This window comes from Reyranella sp., assembly GCF_965228225.1.
GTDB lineage: Bacteria > Pseudomonadota > Alphaproteobacteria > Reyranellales > Reyranellaceae > Reyranella.
Window position 1 is genome coordinate 4,737,072 of record NZ_OZ245801.1, and the last position, 26,503, is coordinate 4,763,574.

28 protein-coding genes are annotated in these 26,503 nt (G+C 67.4%); 15 read left to right on the forward strand and 13 right to left on the reverse strand.

Annotation, left to right across the window (positions count from 1 at the left end):
• Positions 1–19: 19 nt before the first annotated feature.
• Genes ACO07K_RS23030 through ACO07K_RS23045 form a run of 4 tightly spaced genes read right to left on the reverse strand, consistent with a single transcriptional unit; the run spans position 20 to position 2,444 of the window.
• Positions 20–424, reverse strand: a complete 405-nt coding sequence (locus ACO07K_RS23030) for a hypothetical protein (protein WP_422032002.1) — start codon at positions 422–424, stop codon at positions 20–22.
• Positions 421–1,635 (reverse strand): CCA tRNA nucleotidyltransferase, encoded by a 1,215-nt coding sequence (locus ACO07K_RS23035; RefSeq protein ID WP_422032004.1) that lies wholly within the window; start codon positions 1,633–1,635, stop codon positions 421–423. The genes ACO07K_RS23030 and ACO07K_RS23035 overlap by 4 nt, the downstream gene beginning before the upstream one ends.
• Positions 1,632–1,865, reverse strand: coding sequence for a hypothetical protein (locus tag ACO07K_RS23040; protein WP_298310785.1), 234 nt, complete (start codon positions 1,863–1,865; stop codon positions 1,632–1,634). The genes ACO07K_RS23035 and ACO07K_RS23040 overlap by 4 nt, the downstream gene beginning before the upstream one ends.
• 18 nt (positions 1,866–1,883) lie before the next feature.
• Positions 1,884–2,444, reverse strand: coding sequence for a CoA pyrophosphatase (locus ACO07K_RS23045; protein ID WP_422032006.1), 561 nt, complete (start codon positions 2,442–2,444; stop codon positions 1,884–1,886).
• Positions 2,445–2,576: 132 nt separating this feature from the next.
• Between ACO07K_RS23045 and ACO07K_RS23050 the strand changes: the two genes are divergently transcribed.
• The 4 genes from ACO07K_RS23050 to ACO07K_RS23065 are packed head-to-tail and all read left to right on the forward strand — an operon-like array spanning position 2,577 to position 9,398.
• Entirely contained in the window at positions 2,577–3,590 is a 1,014-nt protein-coding gene (locus ACO07K_RS23050; RefSeq protein ID WP_422032008.1) for an AAA family ATPase, read from the forward strand.
• Positions 3,591–3,623: 33 nt separating this feature from the next.
• The gene (locus ACO07K_RS23055; protein WP_422032010.1) at positions 3,624–4,520 is read left to right on the forward strand and encodes a DUF58 domain-containing protein; all 897 of its coding nucleotides are present in this window, start codon (positions 3,624–3,626) and stop codon (positions 4,518–4,520) included.
• A gap of 4 nt (positions 4,521–4,524) precedes the next feature.
• Positions 4,525–7,317: a DUF4159 domain-containing protein gene (locus tag ACO07K_RS23060; protein ID WP_422032012.1), complete on the forward strand. Its 2,793-nt coding sequence runs from the start codon at positions 4,525–4,527 to the stop codon at positions 7,315–7,317.
• Positions 7,318–7,319: 2 nt separating this feature from the next.
• On the forward strand, positions 7,320–9,398 hold the full coding sequence (locus ACO07K_RS23065) for a hypothetical protein (RefSeq protein WP_422032013.1): 2,079 nt from the start codon (positions 7,320–7,322) through the stop codon (positions 9,396–9,398).
• A gap of 111 nt (positions 9,399–9,509) precedes the next feature.
• Here ACO07K_RS23065 and ACO07K_RS23070 read toward each other — a convergent pair whose 3' ends face one another.
• Genes ACO07K_RS23070 through ACO07K_RS23080 form a run of 3 tightly spaced genes read right to left on the reverse strand, consistent with a single transcriptional unit; the run spans position 9,510 to position 12,244 of the window.
• Positions 9,510–10,247, reverse strand: a complete 738-nt coding sequence (locus tag ACO07K_RS23070) for an SDR family NAD(P)-dependent oxidoreductase (RefSeq protein ID WP_422032015.1) — start codon at positions 10,245–10,247, stop codon at positions 9,510–9,512.
• On the reverse strand, positions 10,244–11,215 hold the full coding sequence (locus ACO07K_RS23075; protein WP_422032017.1) for a Bug family tripartite tricarboxylate transporter substrate binding protein: 972 nt from the start codon (positions 11,213–11,215) through the stop codon (positions 10,244–10,246). The genes ACO07K_RS23070 and ACO07K_RS23075 overlap by 4 nt, the downstream gene beginning before the upstream one ends.
• Positions 11,216–11,239: 24 nt before the next feature.
• Positions 11,240–12,244 carry a LacI family DNA-binding transcriptional regulator gene (locus ACO07K_RS23080; protein WP_422032019.1) on the reverse strand — a complete coding sequence of 335 codons (1,005 nt, stop codon included), beginning with the start codon at positions 12,242–12,244 and terminating at the stop codon, positions 11,240–11,242.
• A gap of 141 nt (positions 12,245–12,385) precedes the next feature.
• Between ACO07K_RS23080 and ACO07K_RS23085 the strand changes: the two genes are divergently transcribed.
• The 5 genes from ACO07K_RS23085 to ACO07K_RS23105 all read left to right on the forward strand — a co-directional run bounded on the left by ACO07K_RS23085 (position 12,386) and on the right by ACO07K_RS23105 (position 16,768).
• Positions 12,386–14,020 (forward strand): flavin-containing monooxygenase, encoded by a 1,635-nt coding sequence (locus ACO07K_RS23085; protein WP_422032021.1) that lies wholly within the window; start codon positions 12,386–12,388, stop codon positions 14,018–14,020.
• Positions 14,017–14,565 carry a VOC family protein gene (locus ACO07K_RS23090; RefSeq protein WP_422032023.1) on the forward strand — a complete coding sequence of 183 codons (549 nt, stop codon included), beginning with the start codon at positions 14,017–14,019 and terminating at the stop codon, positions 14,563–14,565. Before ACO07K_RS23085 ends, ACO07K_RS23090 begins: the two co-directional genes overlap by 4 nt.
• 75 nt (positions 14,566–14,640) lie before the next feature.
• Positions 14,641–15,357 carry a pirin family protein gene (locus tag ACO07K_RS23095; protein ID WP_422032025.1) on the forward strand — a complete coding sequence of 239 codons (717 nt, stop codon included), beginning with the start codon at positions 14,641–14,643 and terminating at the stop codon, positions 15,355–15,357.
• 70 nt (positions 15,358–15,427) lie between these two features.
• The gene (locus ACO07K_RS23100) at positions 15,428–16,201 is read left to right on the forward strand and encodes an SDR family NAD(P)-dependent oxidoreductase (RefSeq protein ID WP_422032027.1); all 774 of its coding nucleotides are present in this window, start codon (positions 15,428–15,430) and stop codon (positions 16,199–16,201) included.
• Positions 16,202–16,240: 39 nt separating this feature from the next.
• Entirely contained in the window at positions 16,241–16,768 is a 528-nt protein-coding gene (locus tag ACO07K_RS23105; RefSeq protein WP_422032029.1) for a hypothetical protein, read from the forward strand.
• Positions 16,769–16,895: 127 nt separating this feature from the next.
• On the opposite strand, the gene ACO07K_RS23110 is transcribed toward ACO07K_RS23105, so the two are convergent.
• The gene (locus ACO07K_RS23110) at positions 16,896–17,666 is read right to left on the reverse strand and encodes a glucose 1-dehydrogenase (protein WP_422032031.1); all 771 of its coding nucleotides are present in this window, start codon (positions 17,664–17,666) and stop codon (positions 16,896–16,898) included.
• Positions 17,667–17,738: 72 nt separating this feature from the next.
• Between ACO07K_RS23110 and ACO07K_RS23115 the strand changes: the two genes are divergently transcribed.
• Both ACO07K_RS23115 and ACO07K_RS23120 read left to right on the forward strand, forming a co-directional pair.
• On the forward strand, positions 17,739–18,335 hold the full coding sequence (locus tag ACO07K_RS23115; protein WP_422032033.1) for a 2-hydroxychromene-2-carboxylate isomerase: 597 nt from the start codon (positions 17,739–17,741) through the stop codon (positions 18,333–18,335).
• Positions 18,332–18,769 (forward strand): OmpA family protein, encoded by a 438-nt coding sequence (locus ACO07K_RS23120; RefSeq protein WP_422032035.1) that lies wholly within the window; start codon positions 18,332–18,334, stop codon positions 18,767–18,769. Before ACO07K_RS23115 ends, ACO07K_RS23120 begins: the two co-directional genes overlap by 4 nt.
• A 78-nt stretch (positions 18,770–18,847) precedes the next feature.
• Here ACO07K_RS23120 and ACO07K_RS23125 read toward each other — a convergent pair whose 3' ends face one another.
• From ACO07K_RS23125 to ACO07K_RS23145, 5 genes are all read right to left on the reverse strand, one after another.
• Positions 18,848–19,870 (reverse strand): NADPH:quinone oxidoreductase family protein, encoded by a 1,023-nt coding sequence (locus ACO07K_RS23125; protein ID WP_422032037.1) that lies wholly within the window; start codon positions 19,868–19,870, stop codon positions 18,848–18,850.
• A gap of 4 nt (positions 19,871–19,874) precedes the next feature.
• Complete coding sequence (locus ACO07K_RS23130) at positions 19,875–21,710, reverse strand: carbamoyltransferase (RefSeq protein ID WP_422032039.1); 1,836 nt, start codon at positions 21,708–21,710, stop codon at positions 19,875–19,877.
• Positions 21,711–21,727: 17 nt separating this feature from the next.
• Positions 21,728–21,880, reverse strand: a complete 153-nt coding sequence (locus tag ACO07K_RS23135) for a DUF5989 family protein (RefSeq protein ID WP_296379768.1) — start codon at positions 21,878–21,880, stop codon at positions 21,728–21,730.
• A gap of 18 nt (positions 21,881–21,898) precedes the next feature.
• A complete protein-coding gene (locus ACO07K_RS23140) occupies positions 21,899–22,342 on the reverse strand; it encodes an SxtJ family membrane protein (protein ID WP_422032041.1) in 444 nt (147 codons plus the stop codon).
• Between the two features lie 82 nt (positions 22,343–22,424).
• Positions 22,425–23,102 (reverse strand): TetR/AcrR family transcriptional regulator, encoded by a 678-nt coding sequence (locus ACO07K_RS23145; protein ID WP_422032043.1) that lies wholly within the window; start codon positions 23,100–23,102, stop codon positions 22,425–22,427.
• Positions 23,103–23,220: 118 nt separating this feature from the next.
• Between ACO07K_RS23145 and ACO07K_RS23150 the strand changes: the two genes are divergently transcribed.
• From ACO07K_RS23150 to ACO07K_RS23165, 4 genes are read left to right on the forward strand one after another with little or no spacing between them, the layout of a single operon-like run.
• Positions 23,221–23,886 carry an HAD-IA family hydrolase gene (locus tag ACO07K_RS23150; protein ID WP_422032045.1) on the forward strand — a complete coding sequence of 222 codons (666 nt, stop codon included), beginning with the start codon at positions 23,221–23,223 and terminating at the stop codon, positions 23,884–23,886.
• 4 nt (positions 23,887–23,890) lie between these two features.
• Positions 23,891–24,442, forward strand: a complete 552-nt coding sequence (locus ACO07K_RS23155; protein ID WP_422032047.1) for a regulatory protein RecX — start codon at positions 23,891–23,893, stop codon at positions 24,440–24,442.
• A 33-nt stretch (positions 24,443–24,475) separates the two neighbouring features.
• The gene (gene arsC / locus ACO07K_RS23160) at positions 24,476–24,826 is read left to right on the forward strand and encodes an arsenate reductase (glutaredoxin) (RefSeq protein ID WP_422032049.1); all 351 of its coding nucleotides are present in this window, start codon (positions 24,476–24,478) and stop codon (positions 24,824–24,826) included.
• A gap of 4 nt (positions 24,827–24,830) precedes the next feature.
• A complete protein-coding gene (locus ACO07K_RS23165; RefSeq protein ID WP_422032051.1) occupies positions 24,831–26,498 on the forward strand; it encodes an adenylate/guanylate cyclase domain-containing protein in 1,668 nt (555 codons plus the stop codon).
• Positions 26,499–26,503: the final 5 nt, after the last annotated feature.

A 26,503-nucleotide genomic window follows, 5' to 3' on the forward strand; every position in this document is an offset into this window, starting at 1 on the left:
TCCTGGCTTCATCCCAGGCTTATCGATGCCGGGCCATCGCCCAGCCGACCAGCACAGGCGACACCAACAGCACGATCAGCAGCAGCGGATAGGGGGCACCCCACCAGATGCCGAACCGGTCGAGGAAGGCTTCGGTACCTTCCTCGTAGGCGAGGCGGGCATAGAGGAAATCGACCAGCGCCGTGGAGGTCGGCCACAGAAGCGCCGCCAGCAGCGCCGCTTCGAACCACTGGCTGCCGATCGTGCGACGCGCGTGGAAGATCGCCATCATCACGACATAGGGCATCGGCACCAGCGCCTTGTACCATTCGACGGCGCGCACCGAGAGCGTGGCCGCGATCCAGGTATCGCCCACGAAATCGTTCAGCACGACGAGGATCGCGATCGCCAGCCACAGCGAGAAAGTGACGCCGGGACGGATCATGGCGCGGCCCGCACCAGGCGCTCGAGTTCGGCGAGGCAGGCGGCGCGATCGGCGGCGAAGTCGCCGTCGATCCACCAGCGTTCAACCGCCTCGATCAGCGCGCCGACTTTCGGACCCGGCTTGAGGCCGAGCTTCAGCGCATCGCCACCGCTCACCGGCAGCTCGGGCGGCGTCCACGCGCGCGCCATTGCGAGCGCCGCGCGCCAGTCGCCCGGTACATCGACCGCGAGCAGAAGACGGTCGGCGTAGAGATTGCCGCCCAGCGCATAGATCTGGGCGCGCCACGCCTTGGGGCCGCCTGTCACATCGATGGCCGGATCGGCCGCCAGCATGACGTCGAGCCGCAGCGATTCCTGGGTCGAGAGCCTCAGGCGCTTGCCGATCATGGTGGCATCGGCGTCCGGCGCGAGGATCGACGCCAGCCGGCGCACCGCATCGGGCCTGTCCTCGCGCGCGATCAGTGCCCGCAGCCGCGCCGTGCCGTCGCACTCGGGCAGCCAGTGATCGAGGATGGCGGCTTCGCGCATGGCGGCCACCGTATCGGCCGGCGCCGGCGCTTGGAGAAGGCGCAGCAGTTCCTTGCGCACCCGCTCGCCGGAGAGGCCGCGCAGGCTGCCGGCATTGCGGCGGCACGCTTCGAAGCCGGCCGCATCGAAGGGCGCACGTCCGAACCAGGTATGGAAGCGGAAAAAGCGCAAGATGCGCAGCCGATCCTCGGCGATGCGCTGATCGGGGTCGCCGATGAAGCGCACGCGCGCCTGGGCGAGGTCGGTGCGACCGTCGAACGGATCGTAGATCGTTCCGTCGAGATCGGCGTAGAGCGCGTTGAAGGTGAAGTCGCGCCGGCTCGCATCCTCCAGCCAATCGTCGGTGAAGGCCACGACCGCATGCCGGCCGTCGGTCTCGACGTCGCGTCGCAGGGTCGTGAGCTCATACGGCGCACCGGCGATGACGGCCGTCACGGTGCCGTGCTTCAATCCGGTCGGCACCACCTTGATGCGGGCCGCCTTGAGGGCGAGCATCACGGTCTCCGGCGGCTTGTCGACGGCGAGATCGGGTTCGTTGGTGAGCGGTTCGCCGCGCACCGCATCGCGCACCCAGCCGCCGACGAAGCGCGCGGCGATGCCGGACCCGCCCAGGGCGTCGAACAGGGTGCGGACCGCGGCGTCGTTCGACCACGGCACCACGTCGAGACGGCCGGCGGGCTTCATGATGCGAAGAGGCCGCCGTATCCCTGATCCTGGGTGAAGAACATGACCAGGAAGCCGGCGATGGCGCAGCCGAAACCGGCGATGCCGAGCCACGTCATCGGCATGTCCTGCCACGACGGAAGCGTGCCGGCGATCTTGCGCTCCTCCTTGATCTTGACCGCCCACGCCCACAGGAAGAAGGCGCAGAAGGGCAGGAGCACGAGGACGAGGATCAGGAGGACGACACGCATGAAAACTCCCGGCCTGCGTCAGGCGCTGGTGGTCAGGATGAAGTGGAGGTTCTTCAGCATACCCGCCGTGGCGCCCCAGATGTAGCGCTCGCCGTAAGGCATCGCGTAGTAACGCCGCTCGCGGCCCTGCCAGACCCTGCTGTCGATACGGTGATTGCGCTCGTCGAGGAAATGATCGAGCGGCACCTCGAAGATGTCGGCGACCTCGCGCGGATCCGCACGCATCGTGAATCCGGGTGTGACGATGCCCACGATCGGCGTGATCTGGTAGCCCGTGCCCGTCCTGTAGAGATCGATCGCGCCGACGACGTCGATGAAGTCGCGGGTCAGGCCGACTTCTTCCTCCGTTTCGCGCAGCGCCGTTGCCGTCGCGTCTATGTCCTCGACCTGCCGGCGCCCGCCGGGAAAAGCGATCTGGCCCGCATGGCTCGGCATGTCCTCGGTGCGCTGGGTCAGCAGGACCGTGATTCCCGTCTCGCGCCGGATCAGCGGCATGAGCACGGAGGCAGGGCGCCACACTTCGGGCATCGCCCCGACACCGTTCAGTGAGAAGTCGCTGCCGATCGGTGGCGATGCCACGGGCAATCCCGATGCCAAACGCCTGCTGCGCTCGGCCACTCTCCGCACAATTTCGTCAACCGTCATGCCCTTGTTCCGGCCTCAATTCTGGGCTTCCCTCAATCAAATTCCCTCGACGACAGGAGCGCCCTGGTGGCCCCCGATACATCGACTGCTACCGACGCCGACGCGCAGGCCGCCCTTGCCGACATCGAAAGGCTGAGCGGACAACTTCGCGCCGCCCGCACGTCCATCGGCAAGGTCATATATGGCCAGCAGGACGTGATCGATCAAACGCTGGTTGCGCTCCTGTCGGGCGGCCACCTTCTGCTGATCGGCGTTCCCGGCCTCGCCAAGACCAAGCTGGTCGACACGCTGGGTGTCGTTCTCGGCATGGAAGCCAAGCGCATCCAGTTCACGCCCGACCTGATGCCGGCCGACATCCTGGGATCGGAAATCCTCGAGGAAGGCGAAGGCGGTCGCCGCTCCTTCCGGTTCCTGCAGGGGCCGGTCTTCGCCCAGCTGCTGATGGCCGACGAAATCAACCGCGCCAGCCCGCGCACCCAGTCAGCGCTGCTGCAGTCGATGCAGGAGCGTCACGTGACCGTGGCCGGCAAGCGCTATGACCTGCCGACGCCCTTCCATGTGCTGGCGACCCAGAATCCGCTGGAACAGGAAGGCACCTACCCGCTGCCGGAAGCGCAGCTCGACCGCTTCCTGCTGCAGGTCGATGTCGGCTATCCCGACGAAGAGGCCGAACGCCAGATCATGATCGGCACCACCGGCGCCGAGCAGGCGGTGGCCACGCAGGCCCTTTCGCCGGGCGACCTGATGGCGGCCCAGGCCCTGGTCCGTCGCCTGCCGATCGGCGAGAGCGTCGTCGACGCCATCCTGAAGCTGGTGCGCGCCGGCCGTCCCGAGCACACCGACCTCGATGTCGTGCGCCAGCGCGTCGCCTGGGGTCCCGGCCCGCGTGCCAGCCAGGCCTTCATGCTGGCCTGCCGCGCCCGGGCGATCATCCAGGGCCGGCTCGCGCCGTCGGTCGACGATGTCGTGGCGCTGGCCGGTCCGATCCTGCGTCATCGCATGGCCGTCAACTTCTCCGCCCGCGCCGAAGGCGTAACCGTCGAGTCCGTCATCGCCCAGATGTGCGCCCGCCTTGGGTGACCGTCTGGCCTAGGCATTGCACTGCGGGTGTTCATGGCTGCGCCTTCAACCCTTCATCGATCGCTCGAACTTGCCGGCACGCTGCCCGCCCTGATGGTGGCCGCCGACCGCGTTGCCGCGACCGTCATCCAGGGCGTGCACGGCCGTCGACGCGTCGGCCAGGGCGATGCCTTCTGGCAGTACCGGCCCTATCGCGACGGCGACAGCGCGAGCCAGATCGACTGGCGCCAGAGCGCGCGCAGCCGCAACCTGTTCGTGCGTGAGACCGAGTGGGAGGCCGCGGCCAGCATCTGGCTGTGGCGCGACGCCTCGCCCTCGATGCAATACGCCTCGCTCAAGAACGCCGACACCAAGGCCCTGCGTGGGGAATTGATCATGCTCGCGGTGGCCAGCCTGCTGGCCGATGCCGGCGAGCGCGTTGCCGTCCTGGGCGGCGGCATGCGTCCCGCCTCCGGCCGCGTGGCGGTCCGGCGCGTCGCCGAGACCCTGCTGGACGAGAGCCGCGACACCAGCCGCACACCCGCCAGCCTGCCCCCGATGGTGCCGCTGCCGGCCCATGGCACGGTCGTTCTGGTGTCCGACTGGCTCGATCCGCTGGAGAAGATCGAGGAGATCATCCGTTACTATGCCAGCGTCGGCGTGCGCGGCCATCTCGTGCAGGTTCTCGATCCCGCCGAGGAAGAGCTGCCGTTCGACGGCCATGTGAAGTTCGAGGGCCTCGAATCCGAAGGTCACCACACGGTGCGCCGCGTCGAAGCCGTGCGCGCCGCCTATGGCGCCCGCCTCGCCGCGCAGAAGGATGGGCTGCAGCGCCTGACCCGGCCGGCCAACTGGACGGTGCATCTGCATCGCACCGATCGCTCGCCGCAGACCGTGCTTCTGTCGCTCTATCTCGCCATGGCCAATCTCGGCCGGCTGAACGCGGCCTGATGACATGCTGAGTCTCGGCGCGTTCGCCTTCGCTGCCCCCGGCATGCTGGCCCTGCTGGTGGCCCTGCCGGCGATCTATTTCCTGCTGCGCCTGATCCCGCCGCTGCCCAAGCTCGTGCGCTTTCCGGCGATCCGGCTGCTGGTCGGCCTGGAGCCGCCCGAGCAGACGCCGATGAAGATGCCGTGGTGGCTGCTGCTGCTGCGGCTCCTGCTGGCGACGGCACTGATCCTGGCAGTCGCGCGGCCGCTTCTGAACCCGCAGGCCGACCTGCCGGGACGCGGTCCGCTTCTCCTCGTGATCGACGATGGCTGGTCGAGCGCCCCGGGCTGGGCAACCCGTACCGCCCATGCCGAGCGCCTCATCCAGCGCGCCGAACGCGCCAATCGCCCGGTCGTGCTGGTCGGCACCGCGCCGGCGCCGCTCGATGCGCCCGCCGTGCGCCGCGGCGCGATGCGTCCCGACGAAGCGCGTACCCTGCTGCGCGCCTTCCGCCCCAAGCCCTGGCCGACCGATCGCGCCGCCGCCGCGACCGCCATCGACCAGATGCAGGTCGATGCCGGCGCCTATGCCGTGTGGTTGAGCGACGGGCTCGAGGACGAGGGCGCGACGCGCCTCGCCGAGCGCCTGCGCCGCTTCGACGGCCTGCAGGTCCTGCTGCCCGACCAGGCGACGACGCCATTGCTGCTTCTGCCGCCGGCCGCCGAGGGCCGCGACCTCAAGGTGCGGGCCCTGCGTCCCGTCGCCGACGGTCCGCGCAAGGCCGCGATCCAGGCCTCCGACGAACAGGGTCGCGTCGTGGCCCGCATCGATCTCGACTTCGCCGCGACCGCCACCCAGGGCGAAGGCATGCTCTCGATCCCCGCCGAACTGCGCAACCGCATGGCGCGCCTCGACATCGAGGCCCAGGGCGGCGCCGGCAGCACGATCCTGCTCGACGAACGTCATCGCCGCCGCCCGGTGGCGATCCTCGGCGAGCGCGCCACCGCCGGCAACCAGCCGCTGCTGCAGGAGATCTACTTCCTCGAGCGCGCGCTGGATCCCTATGTGAGCCTGACCATCGGCGATCGCGAATCGGTGCTGACGCGCAACACCGCGGTGCTGCTGATCCCCGACGGCTCCGCGCCGTCGGCCAACGATCGCGAGGAGATCGCCAAGTGGATCGAGCGCGGCGGCATCGCCGTGCGGTTCGCCGGCCCCAATCTCGCGGCCGGCGCCGACACGCTCGTGCCGACGAAGCTTCGCCTGGGCGACCGCGCGCTGGGCGGCATCATGAGCTGGGGCCAGCCCAGCGCGCTGGCCGAGTTCCCGCCCAACAGCCCCTTCCTCGGCATCCCGGTTCCCAAGGACGTGCGCATCTCCCAGCAGGTGCTGGCCGAGCCCACGCCCGACCTCGCCGACAAGACCTGGGCGCGTCTGGCCGACGGCACGCCGCTGGTCACCGCCGAGAAGCGCGGCCAGGGCTATCTCGTGCTGATCCACACCACCGCCAACACCGGCTGGAGCAACCTGTCCTTGTCGGGCCTGTTCGTGAACATGCTGCAGCGCCTGGTCACGCTCTCGCGCGGTGTCGCCGGCGATGGCGTCAACAAGGCGCTGAAGCCGTGGCGCACGCTCGACGGGTTCGGCCGCCTCGGCGCGCCGCCCGCCGGCATCCAGATTCTGCCCGCCGACGCCGCCGAGACCTTCCAGCCCCGGCCCTCCTCCCCGCCGGGCCTCTATGGCGACGAGAACGCCCAGGTGGCCTTCAACATCGGCGGCCGCATCGCGGCGCCCAAGCCGCTGGTGCTGCCGAGCGGCGTGACGACCGACCGGCTGTCCGAGGCCGGCGAGACCGACCTGTCGAAGTGGTTCCTGTTGGCCGCCCTCATACTGCTGCTGGCCGATCTCCTGATCTCGCTGTGGCTGCGCGGCCTGCTGCCCAAGGCCGTCCGGTTCGGGCGTGCCGCGCCGGCCGCCCTGCTGCTGGCTGCCCTCGTGCTCACGGGGTCGCCCGACGTCGAGGCGCAGCAACCCGCACCGCCCCAGCGTCCGGGCGCCGCGGCGGCGGAGCCGGCGGCCAAGCCCGGTCCGCCCCCCCTCACCGACGAGCAGGCGCTGAAGGGCTCGCTCGACATCCGCCTCGCCTACATCATCACCGGCGACAAGGAAGTCGACGACATCAGCAAGGCCGGTCTGGAGGGTCTGAGCGAGATTCTGCGCGCTCGCACCTCGGTCGAGCCGGCCGACCCGGTCGGCCTCGATCTCGAGCGCGACGAGCCGCGCCTTTATCCGCTGATCTACTGGCCCGTGACCTCGACCCAGCCGGCCTTGTCGCCGCGCGCCCAGGCCGCGCTCGACCGCTACCTTCGCACCGGCGGCATCATCTTCATCGACACGCGCGACCAGCAGATGAGCTTCGACCGGCCGGCCGGCGGCAACCCCGACCTCAAGCGCCTGCTGGCCGGCGTCGAGACGCCGCCGCTGGTCGCCATGCCGCCGAACCACGTACTCAGCAAGGCCTTCTATCTCCTCTCGGACATGCCGGGCCGCTGGCAGGGCGGCAAGCTCTGGATCGAGTCGGGAAGCGGCCGCGTCAATGACGGGGTGACGACCATCCTGATCGGCTCGAACGACTATGCCGGCGCGTGGGCTGCCGACCAGCGCGGCCGCGGCCTGCTGCCGGTGACTCCGGGCGGCGAGACGCAGCGCGAGATGTCCTATCGCTTCGGCGTCAACCTCGTGATGCATGCGCTGACGGGCAACTACAAGGACGACCAGGTTCACCTGCAGGACATCATGCAGAGGTTGAGGCGATGAACATGACATCGGCCGTTTCGGTCGCCTTCGATCCGCTGCTGCCCTGGACGGTACTCGCCGTGCTGGGCGCGGTCGGCCTCGTGCTGGTGCTGCTCGGCCTGCGTGCCGGCGCCCGCGGCACGATCTGGCGGCTGGGCTCGCTCGTCGTCGTGCTGGCGGCGCTGGCCAATCCGTCCCTGATCGAGGAGCAGCGCAAGCCCATCGCCGACGTGGCACTGGTCGTGGTCGACGACAGCGATTCCATGGCGATCGGCGAGCGGCGTCAGCAGGTCCAGGCCGCGCGCGAGACGCTGAAGCGCAAGCTCGGCCAGCAGGACGGGCTCGAAGTGCGCGAGGTGGTGCTGCCGCCGTCGCAGATCCAGCTCGGCAGCGAACGACCGGGCGGCACGCGCCTGATCGACGCGATGCGCTCGGCGCTGATCGAGATCCCGCAGGAACGCCTGGCGGGGGTGGTGCTGCTGAGCGACGGCCAGGTGCATGACGTGCCCGCCGGCGTGCCGCCGGAACTGGGCGGCGCGCCCGTGCACGCGCTGATCGCCGGCCGCAAGAACGAGCGCGACCGGCTGATCGTGCTCGAGCAGGCGCCGCGCTTCGGCGTGGTCGGCCGCGAGGTCACGACCAAGTTCCGGATCGAGGATCCGGCGGGCGGCACCGCGCCGGTCACCCTGTCGGTCGGCGGCGAGGTCGTGAAACGCATCGACGTGCCGGTCGGCCGGTCGGTCGAACTGCCCATCACCGTCGGCAATCCCGGCGCCAACGTCGTCGAGTTGGAAGTGGGCCCAGGTCCCAGTGAACTCACCCTCGACAACAACCGTGCGCTCTTCACCATCAACGGCGTGCGCGACCGGTTGCGCGTCCTGCTGGTTTCCGGCGAGCCCTATCAGGGCGAGCGGGCATGGCGGAACCTGCTGAAGAGCGACCCCGCGGTCGATCTCGTGCACTTCACCATCCTGCGTACGCCGCAAAAGGACGACTTCACGCCGGTACGCGAGCTCTCGCTGATCGTCTTCCCGATGCGCGAGCTGTTCGAGCAGAAGCTGAAGGAATTCGACCTGATCATCTTCGATCGCTACGAGTCGGGGAACCTGATCACGCGCGACTATTTCCGCAACATCACCGAGTACGTGAAGGGCGGCGGCGCGTTGCTCGTTTCGGTCGGGCCGGTGTTCGCCACGCAACGCTCGCTCTATCGCACGCCGCTCGGCGCCATCCTGCCCGGCGCGCCGACGGGCGACGTGGTCGAGACCGGCTTCAAGCCTAAGGTCACCGAGATCGGCCAGCGCCATCCGGTGACGGCGAACCTGCCGCAGGCCGGCGATCCCAACAAGGAACCGGAGTGGGGCCGCTGGTTCCGCCTGGTCACGTCACGCACCGAGCGCGGCAACGCGGTGCTGGCCGGCGCCGAGGAGAAGCCGCTGGTGATTCTCGACCGGGTCGGCGAGGGCCGCGTGGCGCAGCTCCTGTCCGATCACCTGTGGCTGTGGAACCGCGGCATCGACGGCGGCGGCCCGCAGCCCGAGCTGGTCCGCAGGGTCGCGCACTGGCTGATGAAGGAACCCGATCTCGAGGAAGAGGCGCTGCGCGCCACCGCCGTCGGCGGCCGCATCGAGATCACGCGCCGTACGCTGGCCACCACCTTCCCGCAGGTCACGATGACCTCGCCGGGCGGCGCCACCCGTACGCTCGACCTGCGCCAGACCGCGCCCGGCCTCGGCGTCGCCGTGGTCGATGTCGACAAGCCCGGCCTCTATCGCTTCGACGACGGCACCCTGCGCGCCGTCGCCGCCGTCGGCAGCCCCGATCCGCTGGAATTCTCCGACGTGCGCGCGACCGATGCGAAGCTGAAGCCGTTGGTCGATGGCACGGGCGGCGCCTTGATGTGGCTCGCCGACCAGTCGGATCCGGACATCCGTACCGTCCGCCCCGGCCGGGCCGCCGGCGGTTCGGACTGGATCGGCCTGCGCCGCAACGAAGGCTACACGGTCGCCGGCATCAACCAGCTGCCGCTGCTGCCCGGCATCCTGGTGGCGCTCGCCTTCCTGATGGCCATCGCCAGCGCCTGGTGGCGCGAGGGTCGCTAAGCTGAGCGAATCTCAGCTTAGCTGTTACGCGTCAGGCCGCGGCTTGGTTACAAGCCGCCAAGCCCTCGGCAATGTCCGAGAGCGCCCAAGAACGAACGACCAAACTCTTCCTCAATACGTCGCACGGCCACCGGAAATGTCGAAGACCGCGCCCGTCGAGAAGCAACAGGCCGGCGACGCCAGCCAGTAAGCCAACTCGGCGACCTCTTCAGGACGGACCATGCGGGCCATCGGCACGTTGGCCAGCAGCTTGGCGCGCCGCTCGTCGGTGAGTTCGCCAAAGATCGCCGTCTCGCAGGCGGACGGCGTGATCGCGTTGACCAGCACGCCCGAGGTCGCGAGTTCCTTGCCCATCGATTTGGTGAGCGCGATGACGGCGGCCTTGGAGGCGACATAGGCTGCGACGTTCGGATTGCCGTCCTTGCCGGCGATCGAGGCGATGTTGACGATGCGGCCGTAGCCGCTCGCCACCATGTCGGGCGCGGCGGCCTGGCAGCAGCGGAACGTGCCGTTGAGGTTGATATCGAGCACCCGGTGCCATTGCTCTTCGGGATACGAGGCGATGCCGGCCGAGGGGCCGAGGATCCCGGCGCTGTTGACCAGGATCGACGGCGTTCCAAGCGCAGCCTTCGTCGCCGACCAGGCCGCCCTCACCGCCGCCGTATCGGTGATGTCGACGGCGAACGCCTGTGCAGCCGCGCCAATCTCACCGGCGGCGCGCTGCGCGCCGGCAAGATCGACGTCCCAGAGCGCAACCCGGATGCCTTCGCGCGCGAAGCGATGCGCGATGGCGCGACCGAGGCCGCTGGCCGCGCCGGTGACGACGGCGGCCTGCGTGACGGGGCTCATGGCTTGACGTTGGCCTGCTGCGCGATCTTGCGCAGGGTCGCGATGTCCTTGGCCGTCTGCGCCTTGAGATCGTCGGGGCTGATGGTCGAGGCGGTCATGCCGAACTCGGCCCAACGCTCCTTGATGTCCGGCATCGCCAGGATCTTCATCAGCTCGGCATGCAGGCGCTGAACGATCGGCTTGGGCGTGTTGATCGGCGCCATCAGGTCGTAGCGCCAGACGAAGTCGAAATCGACGCCCTGCTCGACGAAGCCCGGCACGTCGGGAAAGTTGATCGAACGGCGCGTGCACGACACCACCACCTTGACCTTGCCCGACTTGACCATCGGCACCGCCGACTGAACGTCGGAGAAACCGAGCTTGATGTGGCCCGCCGCCACGTCGTTCAGCACCGGCGCCGCACCCTTGTAGGGCACGTGGGTCATGTTGATGCCGGTGCCCGCCCGGATGATCTCGGCGCAGAGATGGCCGGTGGAGCCGTTGCCCCAGGTACCGTAGTTCACTTCGCCGGGCTTGGCCTTGGCGAGAGCGATCACGTCGCGCAGGTCCTTCACCGGATAGTCCGGGGTGGCGATCATCACGACCGTGGCCGAGCCGATGTCGGCCAGATGCTCGAAATCCTTGACCGGATCGTACGGCAGGTCCGGCATGACCGCGGGATTGACGACGACGGTGCTGGCCGATCCGAGGACCAGCGTGTAGCCGTCCGCCGGCGCCTTCTGGGCCGCTTCCATGGCAATGACGCCCGAGGCACCCGGCTTGTTGTCGACGATCACGGTCTGCCCGAGGGCGGTGCCGAGTTTTTCCGCGAGGGCCCGCGCCACCAGATCGGTGCCGCCGCCCGCCGCGAACGGCACGATCAGGCGGATCGGCTTGCTCGGCCACTTGGCATCGGTCGTTTGTGCAAATGCGGGCGCCGTCGCGCCCAGGGCCAAGGCCAGGGCGAATGCCCTCCGGAACATCTTCATTCTTTCCTCCACTTAGGTTCTTGATTACGTCGTCGTCGGCGGCACACAGGATTCGCGCAGTACGAGATCGACCGGCAGCAGGGCCCGCGACTGCCCCTCCCCCGAGGTCCCTCGCAGCCGTTGCAGCAGCAGTTCGGCCGCCGCCCGGCCGACATCCTCCAGGCTCCAGCGCAACGCCGTGATCGCCGGCGAATGCACGGCGGCGAGATCGGTGTCGCCGACGGCAATGACCGACAGGTCGCGCGGCACCGAGAGTCCGAGATCGCGCGCGGCGCGCAGCGCGCCGGCCAGGATGCGGGTGCCGAGCGCGATGATCGCGGTGGGGCGCCGGTCACGGCGCAGCAGCTCGAGCGCGTCACCCTGCGCGAAATCCATCGACGATTCCTGCAGGCAGACCAGCGCTCCCGCGGGATCGATATCGGCCTCGGCGAAAGCCGCCTTGAAGCCCGCGATGCGCTCGCGGCCCGGCCGCATGCGCGCGCCCGGCGTCAGCAGCGCGATGCGTCGATGGCCCAGGCCGATCAAATAGCGCGTCGCGGTTCGCGCGCCTTCGCGATGATCGACCAGCACCGCAGGCCAGGGCGTCTCGTCTTCGCCGGGCACGTCGCGGTCGAGAATGACGACCGGCGCGCCGCCGGTGGCGAGTTCGCGCCAGGCGCGGTCGTTCTCGTCGCTGCCGGGCGCGACCAGCATGCCGTCGAGACGCCGGCTGCGGAACGCCGCGACCATCGCCCGCTCGCGCGCCGGATCGTTGGCCGTATTTCCCACGATCATCAGCAGCCCGGCCTCGCGCAGCCGCGCCTCCGCCGCCTGCACGATGCTGGCGTAGAGCGGATTGGCGAGATCGGAGACCAGGCATCCGACCATCCCGGTCGTGCGGGTGCGCAGGCTGCGGGCCTGGAGATCCGGCTGGTAGCCGAGCTTCTCAGCCGCCGCCGCGACGTCGCGCGCCACCCGGGCGCTGACGTTCTTGCCGCCGTTCAGCGCCCGCGACACCGACCCGACCGACACGCCGGCCGTCCGGGCCACGTCTCGAATGGTCGTTCTGGAAACGATTTCTGCCATACGAGCGCGCATATTTGACATCTACTTCGCTGCTTGCAAGGTTAAATTGGAAACGTTTCCATTTTGCGGAGTTTGGCGACCATGGGGGCTTCCATCGCGGAGCGCGTGAGTACGAACGAGACCGACGTCGCCTGCGATGTCATCGTGGTGGGAGCCGGCTTCGGTGGCCTCTACGCGCTGCACAAGATGCGCGAGATCGGAATGTCGGTGCGCGGGATCGAGGCGGCACCGGACGTCGGCGGCACCTGGTACTGGAACCGTTACCCCGGGGCGCGCTGCGACGTGCCGAGCCTGTTCTACTCCTACAGCTGGTCGCCGGAATTGCGCCGCGAATGGCGCTGGACCAACCGGTATGCCGGCCAGGAGGAGATCCTGAGCTACGCCCGGTTCGCCGCCGACCGGCTCGACCTGCGCAAGCTGATCCAGTTCGACACCAGGGTCGCCGGCGCGACCTTCGACGAGACGAGCAAGCAGTGGGTCGTCGAAACCGATCGCGGCAGCCGCTTGCGCGCCCGCTTCGTCATCATGGCGACCGGCGGCCTGTCGGTACCCAACACCCCTGACATTCCCGGCGTCGCCGACTTCAAGGGCAGCATCTACCACACCGCCCGCTGGCCGCAGGAGCCGGTCGACTTCGCCGGCAAGAGGGTTGGCATCATCGGCACCGGGTCCTCCGGGGTGCAGGTAATCCCGATGATCGCGAAGGACGCGAAGCAACTCGTGGTGTTCCAGCGTACGCCCAACTTCTCGGTGCCGGCCCGCAACCGTCCGCTGACCGACGCCGACCACAGGAGCTTCGACGCGGGGCTGGAAACCTATCTCGCCAGCCTCGAGCAATCCGACTTCGGCCGCGTGCCGCCGACGGCCTTCACCGCGGAAGTGCCGCCGCGCGACGTCCAGTGGACGCGTTACGAACAGCTCTGGCAGGAGGGCGGCAGCGGCGGCTTCCTGAAAGCCTTCCCCAACATTCTGGTCCACCCCGACGTCAACGAGGTCTGCGCCGACTTCGTGCGCCAGAAGATCCGCGAAACGGTGGAGGATCCGAAGACCGCCGCGGCCCTGTCGCCCTCGGGCTATCCGTTCGGCGTGAAGCGCCTGTGCGTCGATACCGACTATTTCGACACCTACAACCGCCCGAACGTCGAGCTGGTGAACCTGCGCGAGGAACCGATCGAGAAGATCGCGGCCGACGCTGTCGACACGGCATCGCGACACTTCGAACTCGACGCGCTGGTCTTCGCCACCGGCTTCGACGCGGTGACCGGGGCCCTGCTCGCGGTCGACATAAACGGCCGGAACGGCGCCACGCTCAAGGACGCCTGGTCGGAGGGACCCCAGACCTATCTGGGACTGACGGTGGCGGGCTTCCCCAACCTGTTCACCATCACCGGCCCGGGCAGCCCCTCGGTCATCGGCAACGTGATCACCAATTGCGAGTATCACGTCGAGTGGATCGCCGAGTGCCTGACGCACATGCGCCAGCACAACCTCGCCACGATCGAGCCCGACGGCGAGGCGCAGACCGCCTGGGGCGCACATGTCGCCGAGGTCGCGGACCGCACCCTATTCCCCAAGGCCAACTCCTGGTACCTGGGCGTCAACATTCCCGGCAAGCCCCGCGTGTTCATGCCGTATATCGGCGAGGGCTACCGCACGACCTGCAAGGAGATCGTGGCCGACGGCTACCGCGGATTCGTGTTCGGCAAGACGGCCGGACACGAACGAGTGGCCGCCGAATGAGCCGCCTGTTTGGACCGGTCCGCCAGAACGGCTATGTCGTGCGCGACATCGAGGCGGCGATGAAGCACTGGATCGACGTGCTGCAGGTCGGGCCGTGGTTCTACATCGACCGCGTGCAGACCGACTGGTTCCGCCATCGCGGCCAGGACTCCGCCGTCGAGCTGAGCATCGCGCTGGCCAATTCCGGCGACCTGCAGATCGAACTGATCCAGCAACGCAACGACGCGCCGTCGATGTACAAGGAGTTCCTCGACTCAGGGCGCGAGGGCCTGCAGCACGTGGCCTTCTGGTCGACCGACTACCAGGCGCTGTACGACCGGGCGCTCGGCCAGGGCTATAAGATCGGCCACGAAGGCCAGATCGGCGGCGAGCGCGGCCGCTTCGCCTATTTCGACACCGGCGCGCCGGCCGATCCCCATGCCGGCACCGTCGTCGAGATCTCCGACATCAGCGGCAACAAGGGCCGCTTCTTCGAGTACGTCCGCAAGCGCGCCCAGGACTGGGACGGCACCGATCCGATTCGTCCTGTGCAGGGCCGAGCGTAGCGCGGCCCCGTTACCAACCAGAAACTTGATCCCCCTCCTTGTTGCGCCATTTTGGGGAGCAGCAAGGAGAACACCATGATCGAGCTCAGACCCTTCGATAAATTGGGCAAGTCGGACCACGGCTGGCTCAAGGCGAACTTCCATTTCAGCTTCGCCGACTACCGCAACCAGGACCGCGTCCACTGGGGAGCGCTGCGCGTCTGGAACAACGACCGCATCGCGCCGCAGTCGGGCTTCCCGCCGCATCCTCACCGCGACATGGAAATCGTGACCTACGTCATCAAGGGCGCGATCACGCACAAGGACCATCTCGGCAACGAGGGACGGACCGAGGCGGGTCAGATCCAGGTGATGAGCGCGGGTAACGGCATCCAACACGCCGAGTACAACATGGAGCAGGCCGAGACCGAGCTGTTCCAGATCTGGATCATTCCCAACAAGCAGGGCGTGCCGGCGCGTTGGGAGACCGTGCAGTTCCCCGCCGACGCGCGCGACGGCAGGCTGGTGCCGCTGGCCTCGGGCCGCGGCGACGACGGGGCGATCCCGCTCTATGCCGACGGCTCGCTGATGGCTGGCACGGTGAAGGCGGGCCAGTCGATCCGCCAGACGCTGAACGGCAAGCCGACCTACCTCGTGCCGGCCAAAGGGAAGATCGAGGTCCGCAGCCGCGACGGCAAGGTCGTGACGGCGAATGCCCGAGACGGCGTGGCCGTCGTCGACCAGGACGAGATCGAGATCGTGGCACTCGAGGATGCCGAGATTGTGCTGGTCGAAACGGATCGCTTGAACTGAGCTCTCGTCAGATTGACGCTACGGACCGGGCGGGGTTTGATCCCGCCCGGTTTTCGTTTGGGAGAGACGCATGGCCTACAAGGGCTTCGATCTGACGGGCAAGGTGGCGCTGGTGACCGGCGGCAACGGCGGCATCGGCCTCGGCATGGCCGACGCAATGGCCCAGGCGGGCGCCGGTGTCTGCATCTGGGGCACGCGCAAGGAGAAGAACGACGCGGCCGTCGAGCAGCTCAAGAAGCATGGCGGCAAGGTCCACGCCCAGATCGTCGATGTCGGCGACGAGAAGCAGGTCCAGGACGCTTTCGCCGAAGCGGTGAAGGTCATGGGCCATGTCGACAACTGTGTCGCCAACGCCGGCGTCTCGGGACGCGGCAAAGGCTCCATCCTCGAGATGGACTATGCCGAATGGCGCCGCGTGCTGCAGATCAACCTCGACGGCGTTTTCTTCACGTTCCGTGCAGCGGCAAAGCACATGGTCGAGCGCGGCAAGGGCGGCTCGCTGGTCGCGATGGCCAGCACGGCCGCGATCGAAGGCGCGGCGCGCTCCAGCCACTACGGCGCCAGCAAGGGCGGCGTCACGGCGATGGTTCGCGCGCTGGCCGTCGAACTGGCCCGCTACAAGATCACGGTGAACTCTATCTTGCCGGGCTGGATCGAAACCGAGATGACGGCCAATGCCGTCGCCAATCCGAAATTCGCGGACAACGTCCTGCCGCGCATCCCCGAGCGACGCTGGGGCACCGGCGCCGATTTCGGCCCGATCGCCGTCTATCTGGCGAGCGGCGCGACCGGCTATACGACGGGGCGCGACTTCGTTATCGATGGCGGCTATACGTTGTTTTAGCCCGTCGCCACTACAGCACCAGACTTTGGGGAAACACTCATGATCAATCGGTTCGCAGCCAGCCTGGCCGTCCTTGTCGCGTTCGGCGCCCTGCCAGCGCTCGCGCAGCAACAGCAGCCCAAGCCTGCGGCCGCCGCGGCGACCCCGAAGGCCGACGAGGATCGCTATGTCGGCTACTACTATCCGAAGCCGACGGCGACCGAGAACTACACCTCGCCGATGCAGACGATCGCCGGTGCCGAGCGCGCCCAGCGCGTGCAGTTCGCCACGGTCGTGTCGCAGGGCACGATCCAGTCGGCCTATCGCGTTCCCTACTCGGTCTTCGTGAAGGGCGAGAAGGCCGACAAGATGATCATCGTCGGCCTGCAGCCGGGCGAGATGAGCACGATCTACCGCGCGCGCGCGATCCTCGCGAACATGACCACCATGTCGCGCCTGTCGCCGTTCTTCCAGGAGCGCACGATTGCCGAAGACGCCAACTTCTTCGACCTGCTGAAGCTGCTCGGCTTCCAGCAGATCACGATCAGCGACGGCGACAAGTTCACCCACCAAGTGAACATCAAATAAGTCGGCAAGTCTCTTCCCCTTTGCGGACTCCGCAAAGGGGAAGTGCCCGCGTCTTATGCGGGCGATGGGGTCATGACCCCTCCGTCGCGTAAGACGCGACACCTTCCCATCTGAATGGGGAGGGATCTCATATGGCGTTCATACCGCCGTCGATCACCAGTTCGGCGCCGGTCATGAAGCGGGACTCATCGGAAATCAGGTAGAGCACACCGTAGGCAATGTCCTCCGGCGTGCCGAAATGGCCGATCGGCACGCGCTGGCGCGTGCGCTCGCGGGCCTTCTCGCTCGGCAGGATGTGCTCGCCCATCGGCGTCATGATGATGCCGGGATGGACCGAGTTGCAGCGCACCTTGTAGCCCTTGCGCGCACAATCCATCGCCACCGTCTTGGTGAACTGCCGGACGGCGCCCTTGCTGGCGCCATAGGCCGAGAGATCCGGCGTGCCAAGGAAAGCCGCCAGAGACGACATGTTCACGATCGAGCCGCCGCCCGAGGATCGCAGCGCCGGCACGCCGTACTTGCACCCGAGGAACACGCCTTCGACGTTGATCGACAGGATGCGGCGCCACTGATCGAGGCTCTCGCCCTCGAAGGCAGAGGGAAACGGTCCGGCGATGCCGGCATTGTTGACCAGCCCGTTCAAGCGGCCTTCGCGCGCCAGGATGTCGTCGATGATGCGCTTCCAGTCGGCTTCCTGCGACGTGTCCTGCTCCTCGAAGCGGGCATTGCCCCCTGAGTTCAGACTGGCAATCTGCTGAACCGTCTCAAGTCCACCGGCGCGGTTGACGTCGGTCACGATCACGGTGGCGCCCTCCGCCGCCAGCAGCTTCGCCGACGCGCGTCCGATGCCCGATCCGGCGCCCGTCACCAGCACGACCTTGTCTGCAACGCGGCTCATGGTGTCCCTCCCCAAACTTTCTTGTCGCAAGGCTAGAAGCGGCGCAGGCTTGCGACAAGCAAGGAGGAAGACATGGCCCGCACGCTGGAATTCTACTTCGACTATGGCAGTCCCTACAGCTACCTGGCCGACACGCAGGTCGAGGCGATCGCGCAGCGCGCCGGCGCCACCCTGGTCCGCAAGCCCATGCTGCTGGGCGGCGTGTTCAAGGCAACCGGCAATCATTCGCCGGCCGAGCTGCCGCAGAAATCCGCCTGGAGCGCCTTCGACATGCCGCTGTGGGCACGCCACTACGGCGTGCCGTTCCAGCGCAATCCGTTCTTCCCGGTGAACACGCTGGCGCTGATGCGCGGCGCCGCGGCGGCGCAGATCGACGGATCGTTCGAGCGCTATCACCCGGCGGTCTTCAAGGCGATGTGGGTCGAGGGCCGCAACCTGAACGACATGAAGGAAGTGGTGGCCGTGCTGTCCGCGGCCGGCCTCGATCCGGAAAAGTTCGGCGCCCGACTCCAGGACCAGGACGTGAAGGACCGGCTCAAGGCCACCACCGAGGAGGCGGTCGCGCGCGGCGTGTTCGGCGCGCCCACCTGCTTCGTGGACAAGATGATGTTCTTCGGCAACGATCGCCTCCCCTTCGTCGAAATGGCCCTCAAGGAAGAACTGAAATGAAGAAGATCGGTGTCCTCATCGCCGCCGGTATGCTGTTCGCTGCGGCGCCGTCCTTCGCGCAGACGGTCGGCACCTGCCCGCGCGGTGGCGGCGGCAACCAGCCGCAACCGGTTCGCATCCTCTTCGCCCTCAACAGCTCGCAGCTGCCGCCGGCTGAGAAGCCGATGATCGCCCAGGCGGTGAAGACCGCTAAAGATCGCCAGGTGTCGGCCATCTGCCTGATCGGCCACACCGACAAGCTGGGCGACAAGGCCTACAATCAGAAGCTCGCGCGGGCGCGCGCCCAGGCGGTTGCCGCCGAGATGATCCGTGACGGTTATCCGGCCAAGGACATCACCATCGTCGCCGACCCCGAAGCCTTCGGAAACATGAGCTTCGGCAGCGACAATGCCTCCGAGATCGACCGCAAGGTGACGATCTTCTACGCGCGGTAGCTCATTGGAGGCCGCCACTCCAGTGGCGCTCATGTCTTGATGAGGGCGCCACTCCAGTGGCGCGCTCCAATGGACGCGTTACGAGCCGGAGCTCATCTCGATCGCGACCTTGCCGACAACCTTGCGGTCGATCAGGACGCGGAAGGCGTCGGCAACCCGTTCCATCGGGAAGCGATGCGAGACGTGCGGGCGCATCACGCCCAGCGCCGCGAGCCGCGGCAGTTCCTCGACATAGTCGCGGCCTAGTTCCGGCGAGAGGCGCAGGATCGTCTCGCCGGCGCGCACGCCCAGAACCGACAGGCCCTTGATCAGGATGTGGTTGGACATGAGCTTGCTCGGCCCGCCCGAGGTGAAGCCCACCACCAGCAGCCGCGCGCCATAGGCGGCGGCCCGCATCGACTTCTCCAGTACCTCGCCACCCACCGGATCGTAGATCACGTCGCAGCCCTTGCCGTTCGTCATCTCCTTCACGGAGGCGACGAAGTCACCGGTCCGGTAGTTCACGACCTCGTCGGCGCCGTTCCTGCGCACGATCGCGAGACGTTCATCGTCGCTGCCCGTCGCAATGACACGCGCGCCGAGATACTTGCCGAGCTGCACAGCCGCCAAGCCGACGCCGCCTGACGCACCATGGACCAGCAGAACCTCGCCCTTCTTCAGCGCTGCGCGATGGACCAGCGAGTGATAGGCCGTCTGCGCGGCAACGCGGAAGCCGGAGCCCTCGGCGAACGACCAGCCGTCGGGCAGTCGCATGAGATTGCCGCTGGCCTTCAGCTTCACGTATTCGGCGAACGCCCCGGGACGCACGCCGAAGATCACGCGATCGCCAACCTTCCAGCTGATGACGCCATCGCCGAGCGCATGGATCGTGCCCGCGCCTTCCATGCCAGGCACGAAGGGCAGTTCGGGCTTGTGCTGGTAGCCGCCGGCCACGGTCAGCACGTCCGGGAAATTGACGGAGGCGGCTCCAACCCTGACGACGATCTCGCCCGGCCCCACTTCGGGAAGCGGACGTTCCTCGATATGGAGAACGGAGGGATCGCCGAGGCGATCGCAGACGACGGCTCGCATGAAGGGGGCGCGCATCGCGGGAGCGCCCATCGGGCTAGTCGAGCTCGAAAGCGTTCTTGTAGTCGAGCTTGAGGGCCGGATCCTGGTCTTCCTTGCGCAGGAAGCAGTTGCCGACCACCAGCACTTCGATCTCGCTGCCCATGAAGCAGCGCCACGCATCCTCCGGCGTGCAGACGATCGGCTCGCCGCGCACGTTGAACGAGGTATTCACCACCACCGAGCTGCCCGTCTTCGCCTTGAAGGACGAGATCAGGTCGTAGAACGGCTTGTTCGTCTCCTCGTGCACCGTCTGGATGCGGCCCGAATAGTCGACATGCGTGACGGCGGGAATGTCGGAGCGCGGCACGTTCAGCTTCTCGATGCCGAACAGCTTGTCTTCCTCTTCCGTCATCTTGCGGCGGCGCGCCTCGACGACCGGCGCGACCATCAGCATGTAGGGGCTGTCGGTGTGGAACTCGAAATACTTGTCGACGTCCTCGCGCAGCACCGCGGGCGCAAAGGGGCGGAACGACTCGCGGTACTTGACCTTGAGGTTCAGCGTCTTCTGCATCGAGGGCGAGCGCGCGTCGCCCAGGATCGAGCGGGCGCCCAGCGAGCGCGGCCCGAACTCCATGCGACCCTGCATCCAGCCGACCGCCTTGTCGTCGGCCAGCGCCTGAGCCGTCTGGTCGATCATCTCGTCCCGCGTCAGGCGCGAGAATTTGGCGCCGACGGCGGTGAGGCGCTCGGCGATCTCGTCATCGCTGAAGTCCGGGCCGAGATAGGAGCCGGCCATGCCGTCCATATGGCCGTTCAGCTTGCGCGGCTGGCCGAGGAAGCCGTGATAGGCGGCATAGGCCGCACCGACCGCGCCGCCGGCATCGCCGGCCGCCGGCTGCACCCAGATGCCGTCGAAGATGTTCTCGCGCAGCAGCTTGCCGTTGGCAACGCAGTTCAGCGCGACGCCGCCCGCGAGGCAGATGTTCTTGACGCCGGTTTCCTTCTTCACCGAACGGCCGAGGCGGATCACGATCTCCTCGGTGACGGCCTGGATCGACGCCGCGAGATCCATGTGATGCTGCGTCAGCGTCTCTTCGGGGTTGCGACGCGCGCCGCCGAACAGCGCGCCGAACTTGTCGTTCGTCATGCGCAGGCCGGTGCAATAGTCGAAGTAGGTCTGGTCCAGACGGAAGGTGCCGTCTTCCTTGAGGTCGACGATCTTGTCGAGGATCAGGTTCTTGAACTTGGGCTCGCCGTAGGGCGCGAGGCCCATGACCTTGTACTCGCCCGAGTTGACCTTGAAGCCCGTGTAATAAGTGAAGGCCGAGTAGAGCAGACCGATCGAGTGCGGGAAGTGGATCTCGCGCAGCATCTCGAGCTTGTTGCCGCTTCCCATGGCGAGCGACGTCGTCGCCCATTCGCCGACGCCGTCCATGCAGAGCACGGCGGCCTCTTCGTAGGGGGACGGGAAGAAGGCCGATGCGGCGTGGCTCTGGTGATGCTCGCCGAACAGCAGCCGCTTCTGCCAGTCGAAGTCCGGCTCCCACTTCTTCATCTCGTCGCGCAGCAGCGTCTTCTGGAAGAGCTTCTCCTTCAGCCACAGCGGCATGGCCATGCGGAAGGAATTGAAGCCGCGCGGCGCGTACGCGAGGTAGGTCTCGAGCAGGCGCTCGAACTTCAGGAACGGCTTGTCGTAGAAGGCGACGTAGTCGACGTCCTGAAGCTTGATGCCGGCACGGTCCAGGCAGAACTGGACCGCATTCTGCGGGAATCCCGCATCGTGCTTCTTGCGGGTGAAGCGCTCTTCCTGTGCGGCGCTCACCAGATGGCCGTCCTCGATCAGCGCGGCCGCGCTGTCGTGATAGAAGGCCGAGATGCCGAGCACCCGCATGGAAGGTCCCTACCTTTTTAGAAGAGCGTGTAGATGAACGGCGCGATGGCCGAGCCCTTGGTGAGCACGATCAGGCCGCCGAAGATCACCATCATGATCATGATCGGCAGCAACCAGAACTTCTTGCGCTCGCGCATGAAGGCCCAGAGTTCGACGATAATGGAGCCCATGGATCGGTCCTTTCGGAATCAGAACTGGTTTTTCATCGATTGCGGCGGCGGCCCGGGCGGGCTGCGGTCGATCCAGTAGCTCTTGGCATTACGGTCGAGCTTCAGCCGCAGGAAATCCTTGCCGAACGCCCGCATCACCAGGCCGATCGGCATGATCGTGACGAAAAACAGCAAGCCCAGGACCAGCGGGTTCATGACCTTGTAGAGGAGCAACCCGAACTTCAGCCACAGCCGGTTGAGCGGACCGAGGAGCTTGGGATAGACGAGCGCCACGAGCAGGAAGGCCGCCGCGAGCGGCAGCATCCATTTCCAGGCGGCGCCGTCCTCGAAGCCGTGGTGCCACAGGTTGATCGCACTCAGGATTCCGAAGAAGCCCGCGAAAACGAACCCGAAACCGCGATCCGAGCCCGCCTTGACGTGCTCTTCGCGCGAGAAGTCTTCATGAAGCTGGCTGGTCGCCATTTACCGAGCGTTCGTCAATTGAATGGGGCTCTTAACTCTCTGATCCCAAACGCCAAGTCAATTGGCGACCAGCACGAGGGGGCTATTCCGCCGCAACCGAGGCGAAGCGATGCCCCAGGAGTGCGGTCAGCGTCATCCGCCATACGGCCGCAGCCCGGTCGAAGCTCAGCTTGTCCCGGCGGCGCAGCACGATCCAGGCGTCCAGGGAGATCGCCGCACCGATCGCGTCCGCCAGCTCCTCGCGGGCCTGCTCGTCCAGATTGGCGAATTCCGGCGCGAAAGCCTCCAAAGTCGCCTTACGCAACTCAAGCTTGAAGGCCTCACCGCGCTCGAGCAGGGCCGGATGGTCGACGAACTGGCCGGCCGCAACGCGCAGCGGCACGATCTTGTCGAACACTTCCGCGAAGCCCTGGACCACCGAAGCGACCCGCTCCGCCAGCGGACGAGAATCCGTCGCCTGCTGCTGCGGGACGACGATGTCCTGGCCGATCGCGTCCATCACAGTGACGAAAAGTGACTCGACGTCGCCGAAATGCTGGAAAACCGAGCGGACCGACACGTCGGCCCGGCGGGCGACCGCTACAACGGTCGGGGCCGTGCTGGTCTCGGAGATCATGACCTTGGCGGCTTCGATGATCTTGCGACGGGTCTCGGCGGCGCGACGATTGCGACCATCGGGACGGGCCGTCCCCTTCGAGTCTGTTCCTGCTGCCACTACCGCCACTGCGTTGCCGCGCGGCATTACCGCTGCTTCGCTCATGTGCAAATTCCTAATCCGGAGTTCAGGCTTGGATGGTCAACGTCCGACCGGTCGCCTATGGAGGGCGTGAGATAAGGGCCGACTGAGGCAGCAACAAGGTAAAGACGGTCGCACCACCATGAATACGAGCCATGCAAAAACCCCGCTCGCCGTCCTCTGGGACTTCGGCGGCGTGATCCTTTCCAGCCCCTTCGATGCCTTCAACCGGTACGAGGCGGAGGCCGGTCTTCCCAAAGATTTCCTGCGCAGCCTGAATGCGCGCAATCCCAATGCCAATGCCTGGGCCAAAATGGAACGAAGCGAGGTTTCGCTGCAGGGCTTCGTCGACCTGTTCGAGGAGGAAGCGCGTCTCCAGGGCCACCGCGTCGAGGGCTGGAAGATTCTGCAGGCACTGAGCGGCGACATTCGGCCGCAGATGGTGGAGGCGCTGCGGCGCTGCAAGGCCACGTTCCGGGTCGCCTGCATCACCAACAACATGAAGGCGGGCGAAGGGCCCGGCATGGCGCGCAGCCCGGAGAAGGCCCGCGCCGTGGCGGAGATTCTGTCTCTTTTCGAGCATGTCGTCGAATCGAGCAAAGTCGGCCTGCGCAAACCCGATCCGCGCATCTACCAGCACGCCTGCGATCTTCTGGGCGTGCCGCCCGACCGCTGCATCTACCTCGACGACCTCGGCATCAACCTCAAGCCAGCCCGGGCACTGGGCATGCGCACCATCAAGGTCGTCGATCCGGACGTGGCCATCGACGAGCTGCAGGCGATGGTGGGAATTCCCCTGCGGGCCTGATCCCGTGAAGCGCACCGCCTCCCCGATCACGGCGAAGTATCTTCAGAACGCCGCCGTATTCTATCTCGAGCGGTACGCCAGTTCGGCCGAGGGGCTCCGTCGCGTCCTGCGGCGGCGGGTCTCCAAGGCCCGGCTTCTCGAGGCGCCGGTGATGGACAATGTCGACGAGGCCATCGAGGCCGTCGTCCAGAAGTTCGTGTCGGCCGGTCTGCTCGACGACCGGGCCTTCGCCCAGACCAAGGCCCGCGCGCTGCACCGCCGCGGCCTGTCGGGGCGACTGACCCGCCAACGCCTGCAGGTCGCGGGCGTGGGCCGCGAGGATGTCGACAAGGCGCTGGCCGCGCTCGACGACGAGCTCGGGACCGCCCCGGCCGAACGCGAGCTGCAGGCCGCGCTGGCCTTCGCCCGGCGCCGCCGGCTCGGCCCCTATCGCATGAAGGACCGCGAGGCCAACAAGCCACGCGACCTCGCCTCGATGGCTCGCGCCGGCTTCGCCTACGAACTCGCCCGCAAGGTCATCGAAACGAACGACCCTGACTCTCTGGACGAAACCTGAACCGCTCGCCATGGTTCGGCCAACGAGGAACCCATGACCGTCACGATCTGGCACAATCCGCGCTGCAGCAAGTCGCGACAGACTCTCGAGCTGCTGAAGAGCAACGGCGTCGAGCCGGTTGTCCGCGAGTATCTCAAGGCGCCGCCCAGCAAGGCCGAGGTCGAGAAGCTCGTGGCGCTGGTCGGCGGCGATCCGCGCGAGCTGATTCGCGACGGCGAGGCTGAGTTCAAGGCATTGAAGCTCAAGAAGGCGGACCTCACCAAGGCCCAGATCGTGGACGCGATCGCCGCCCACCCGGTGCTGCTGCAACGTCCCATCGTCGTGACGGGCGCGCGCGCCGCGATCGGCCGCCCGCCGGAGGCGGTCCTGCCGCTGCTGAAATGACGCCATGACCGGACGGCTTCGCCTCTGGTCGGGCTACGTCCTTTTCTTCTACGTCGTCACCCATCTCCTCAATCATGCCCTCGGCCTGATCTCGCTGCGCGTCCTCGAAGAAGGACGCCACTGGTTCACGTTCGTCTGGAGCAATCCCGCCGGCCAGGTCCTGCTCTACGGCTCGCTGCTGGCTCACTTCCTCCTTGCAGTGTGGTCGCTGTACCAGCGGCGCGCCCTGAAACTGTCGCGCTGGGAATGGGCGCAATGGATCCTGGGCGGAGCGACCATCCCGCTGGGCGTGATCCATGTCGCGGGCACGCGCCTCGCGGAGACACTCTACGGTGTCGAGTCGGGTTACCCCTGGGTGCTGGGCACGCTCGTCGCCGGCAGCTGGACGGGCATCTTGCGCCAGTTCTCGCTGCCGCTCGTCGTCTGGATCCATGGCTGCATCGGCCTGCACTTCGCGCTGCGCCTCAAGCCCTGGTATCGCGACTGGCTGCCGCTCCTCTACGCCGTGGCGCTTCTGATTCCCGCCGCCAGCCTTGCGGGCGCTGCGGTCGCGCTGCGGGACGTGGCCGAACTGGCGCAACGTCCCGGCTTCCTCGAAGGCCTGTTCGAGCGCGCGCATATTCCATCGCCCGGCGAGATCGACCACCTGTACTCGATCGCCGCGGGCCTCGAATACACGGCGCTCGCCCTGTTGGCCGTCGCGATCGCCGCCCGGCCGTTGCGCGATCTCTGGGAACGGCGGGCGGGCGTTGTACGCCTCGACTACGGCGAACGCCGCAGCGTGAGTCAGCCGGCCGGCCTCTCGATCCTGGAGATGAGCCGCGTGGCCGGCATTCCCCATGCCTCGGTCTGCGGCGGCCGCGGCCGCTGCTCGACCTGTCGCGTCCGCATCAGCGGCGACGACCGCCACCGGTTGCCGCCGGCATCGCCCGAGGAAGCGAAGGTGCTGGCGCGCATCGGCGCCCCGGCCAACGTCCGCCTCGCCTGTCAGCTGCGACCGCCGCCCGGGCACTACCGGGTCGCGCTGCTGCTGCCCGCCTCTGCCGGCCCGGTCGAGGCCTATCGACGGCAGCCCCAGGCCCATGGCGGCGAGCGCTACATCGCCGTGCTGTTCGCCGACATCCGCGGCTTCACCACGATCTCGGAAGGCAAGCTTCCCTACGACGTCGTGTTCCTGCTCAATCGTTACTTCCGCGCCACCGGACAGGCGGTCGAAGCCGCGGGCGGGCGTCTCGACAAGTTCATCGGCGATGGCGTGATGGCGATCTTCGGCCTCAACCAGGAACCCCAGGTCGCCTGCCGGCAGGCGCTGGACGCGGCACGCCGCATGGCGCTGGCGCTCGCCGACCTCAACGAAGCGATGTCCGGCGATCTCGACGCACCGCTGCGCATCGGCATCGGCCTCCATGCCGGCCCGGCGATCGTCGGCGAGATGGGCTACGCGCGCGCCGCCCAGATCACCGCGATCGGCGACACCGTGAACACGGCGAGCCGGCTCGAATCGATGACCAAGGAATTCGCCGTCGACCTCGTCGTGTCGCAGGAGCTGCTCGACCGCGCCGGCATCGATCTCGGCGAGGCGCCCCGTCACGAGGTCGAGATCCGCGGCCGGCAGGGCCGGCTCTCCGTCCGCGCCATCGCCCGGGCCGCCGATCTCACGGCAATGTCATGAGATTT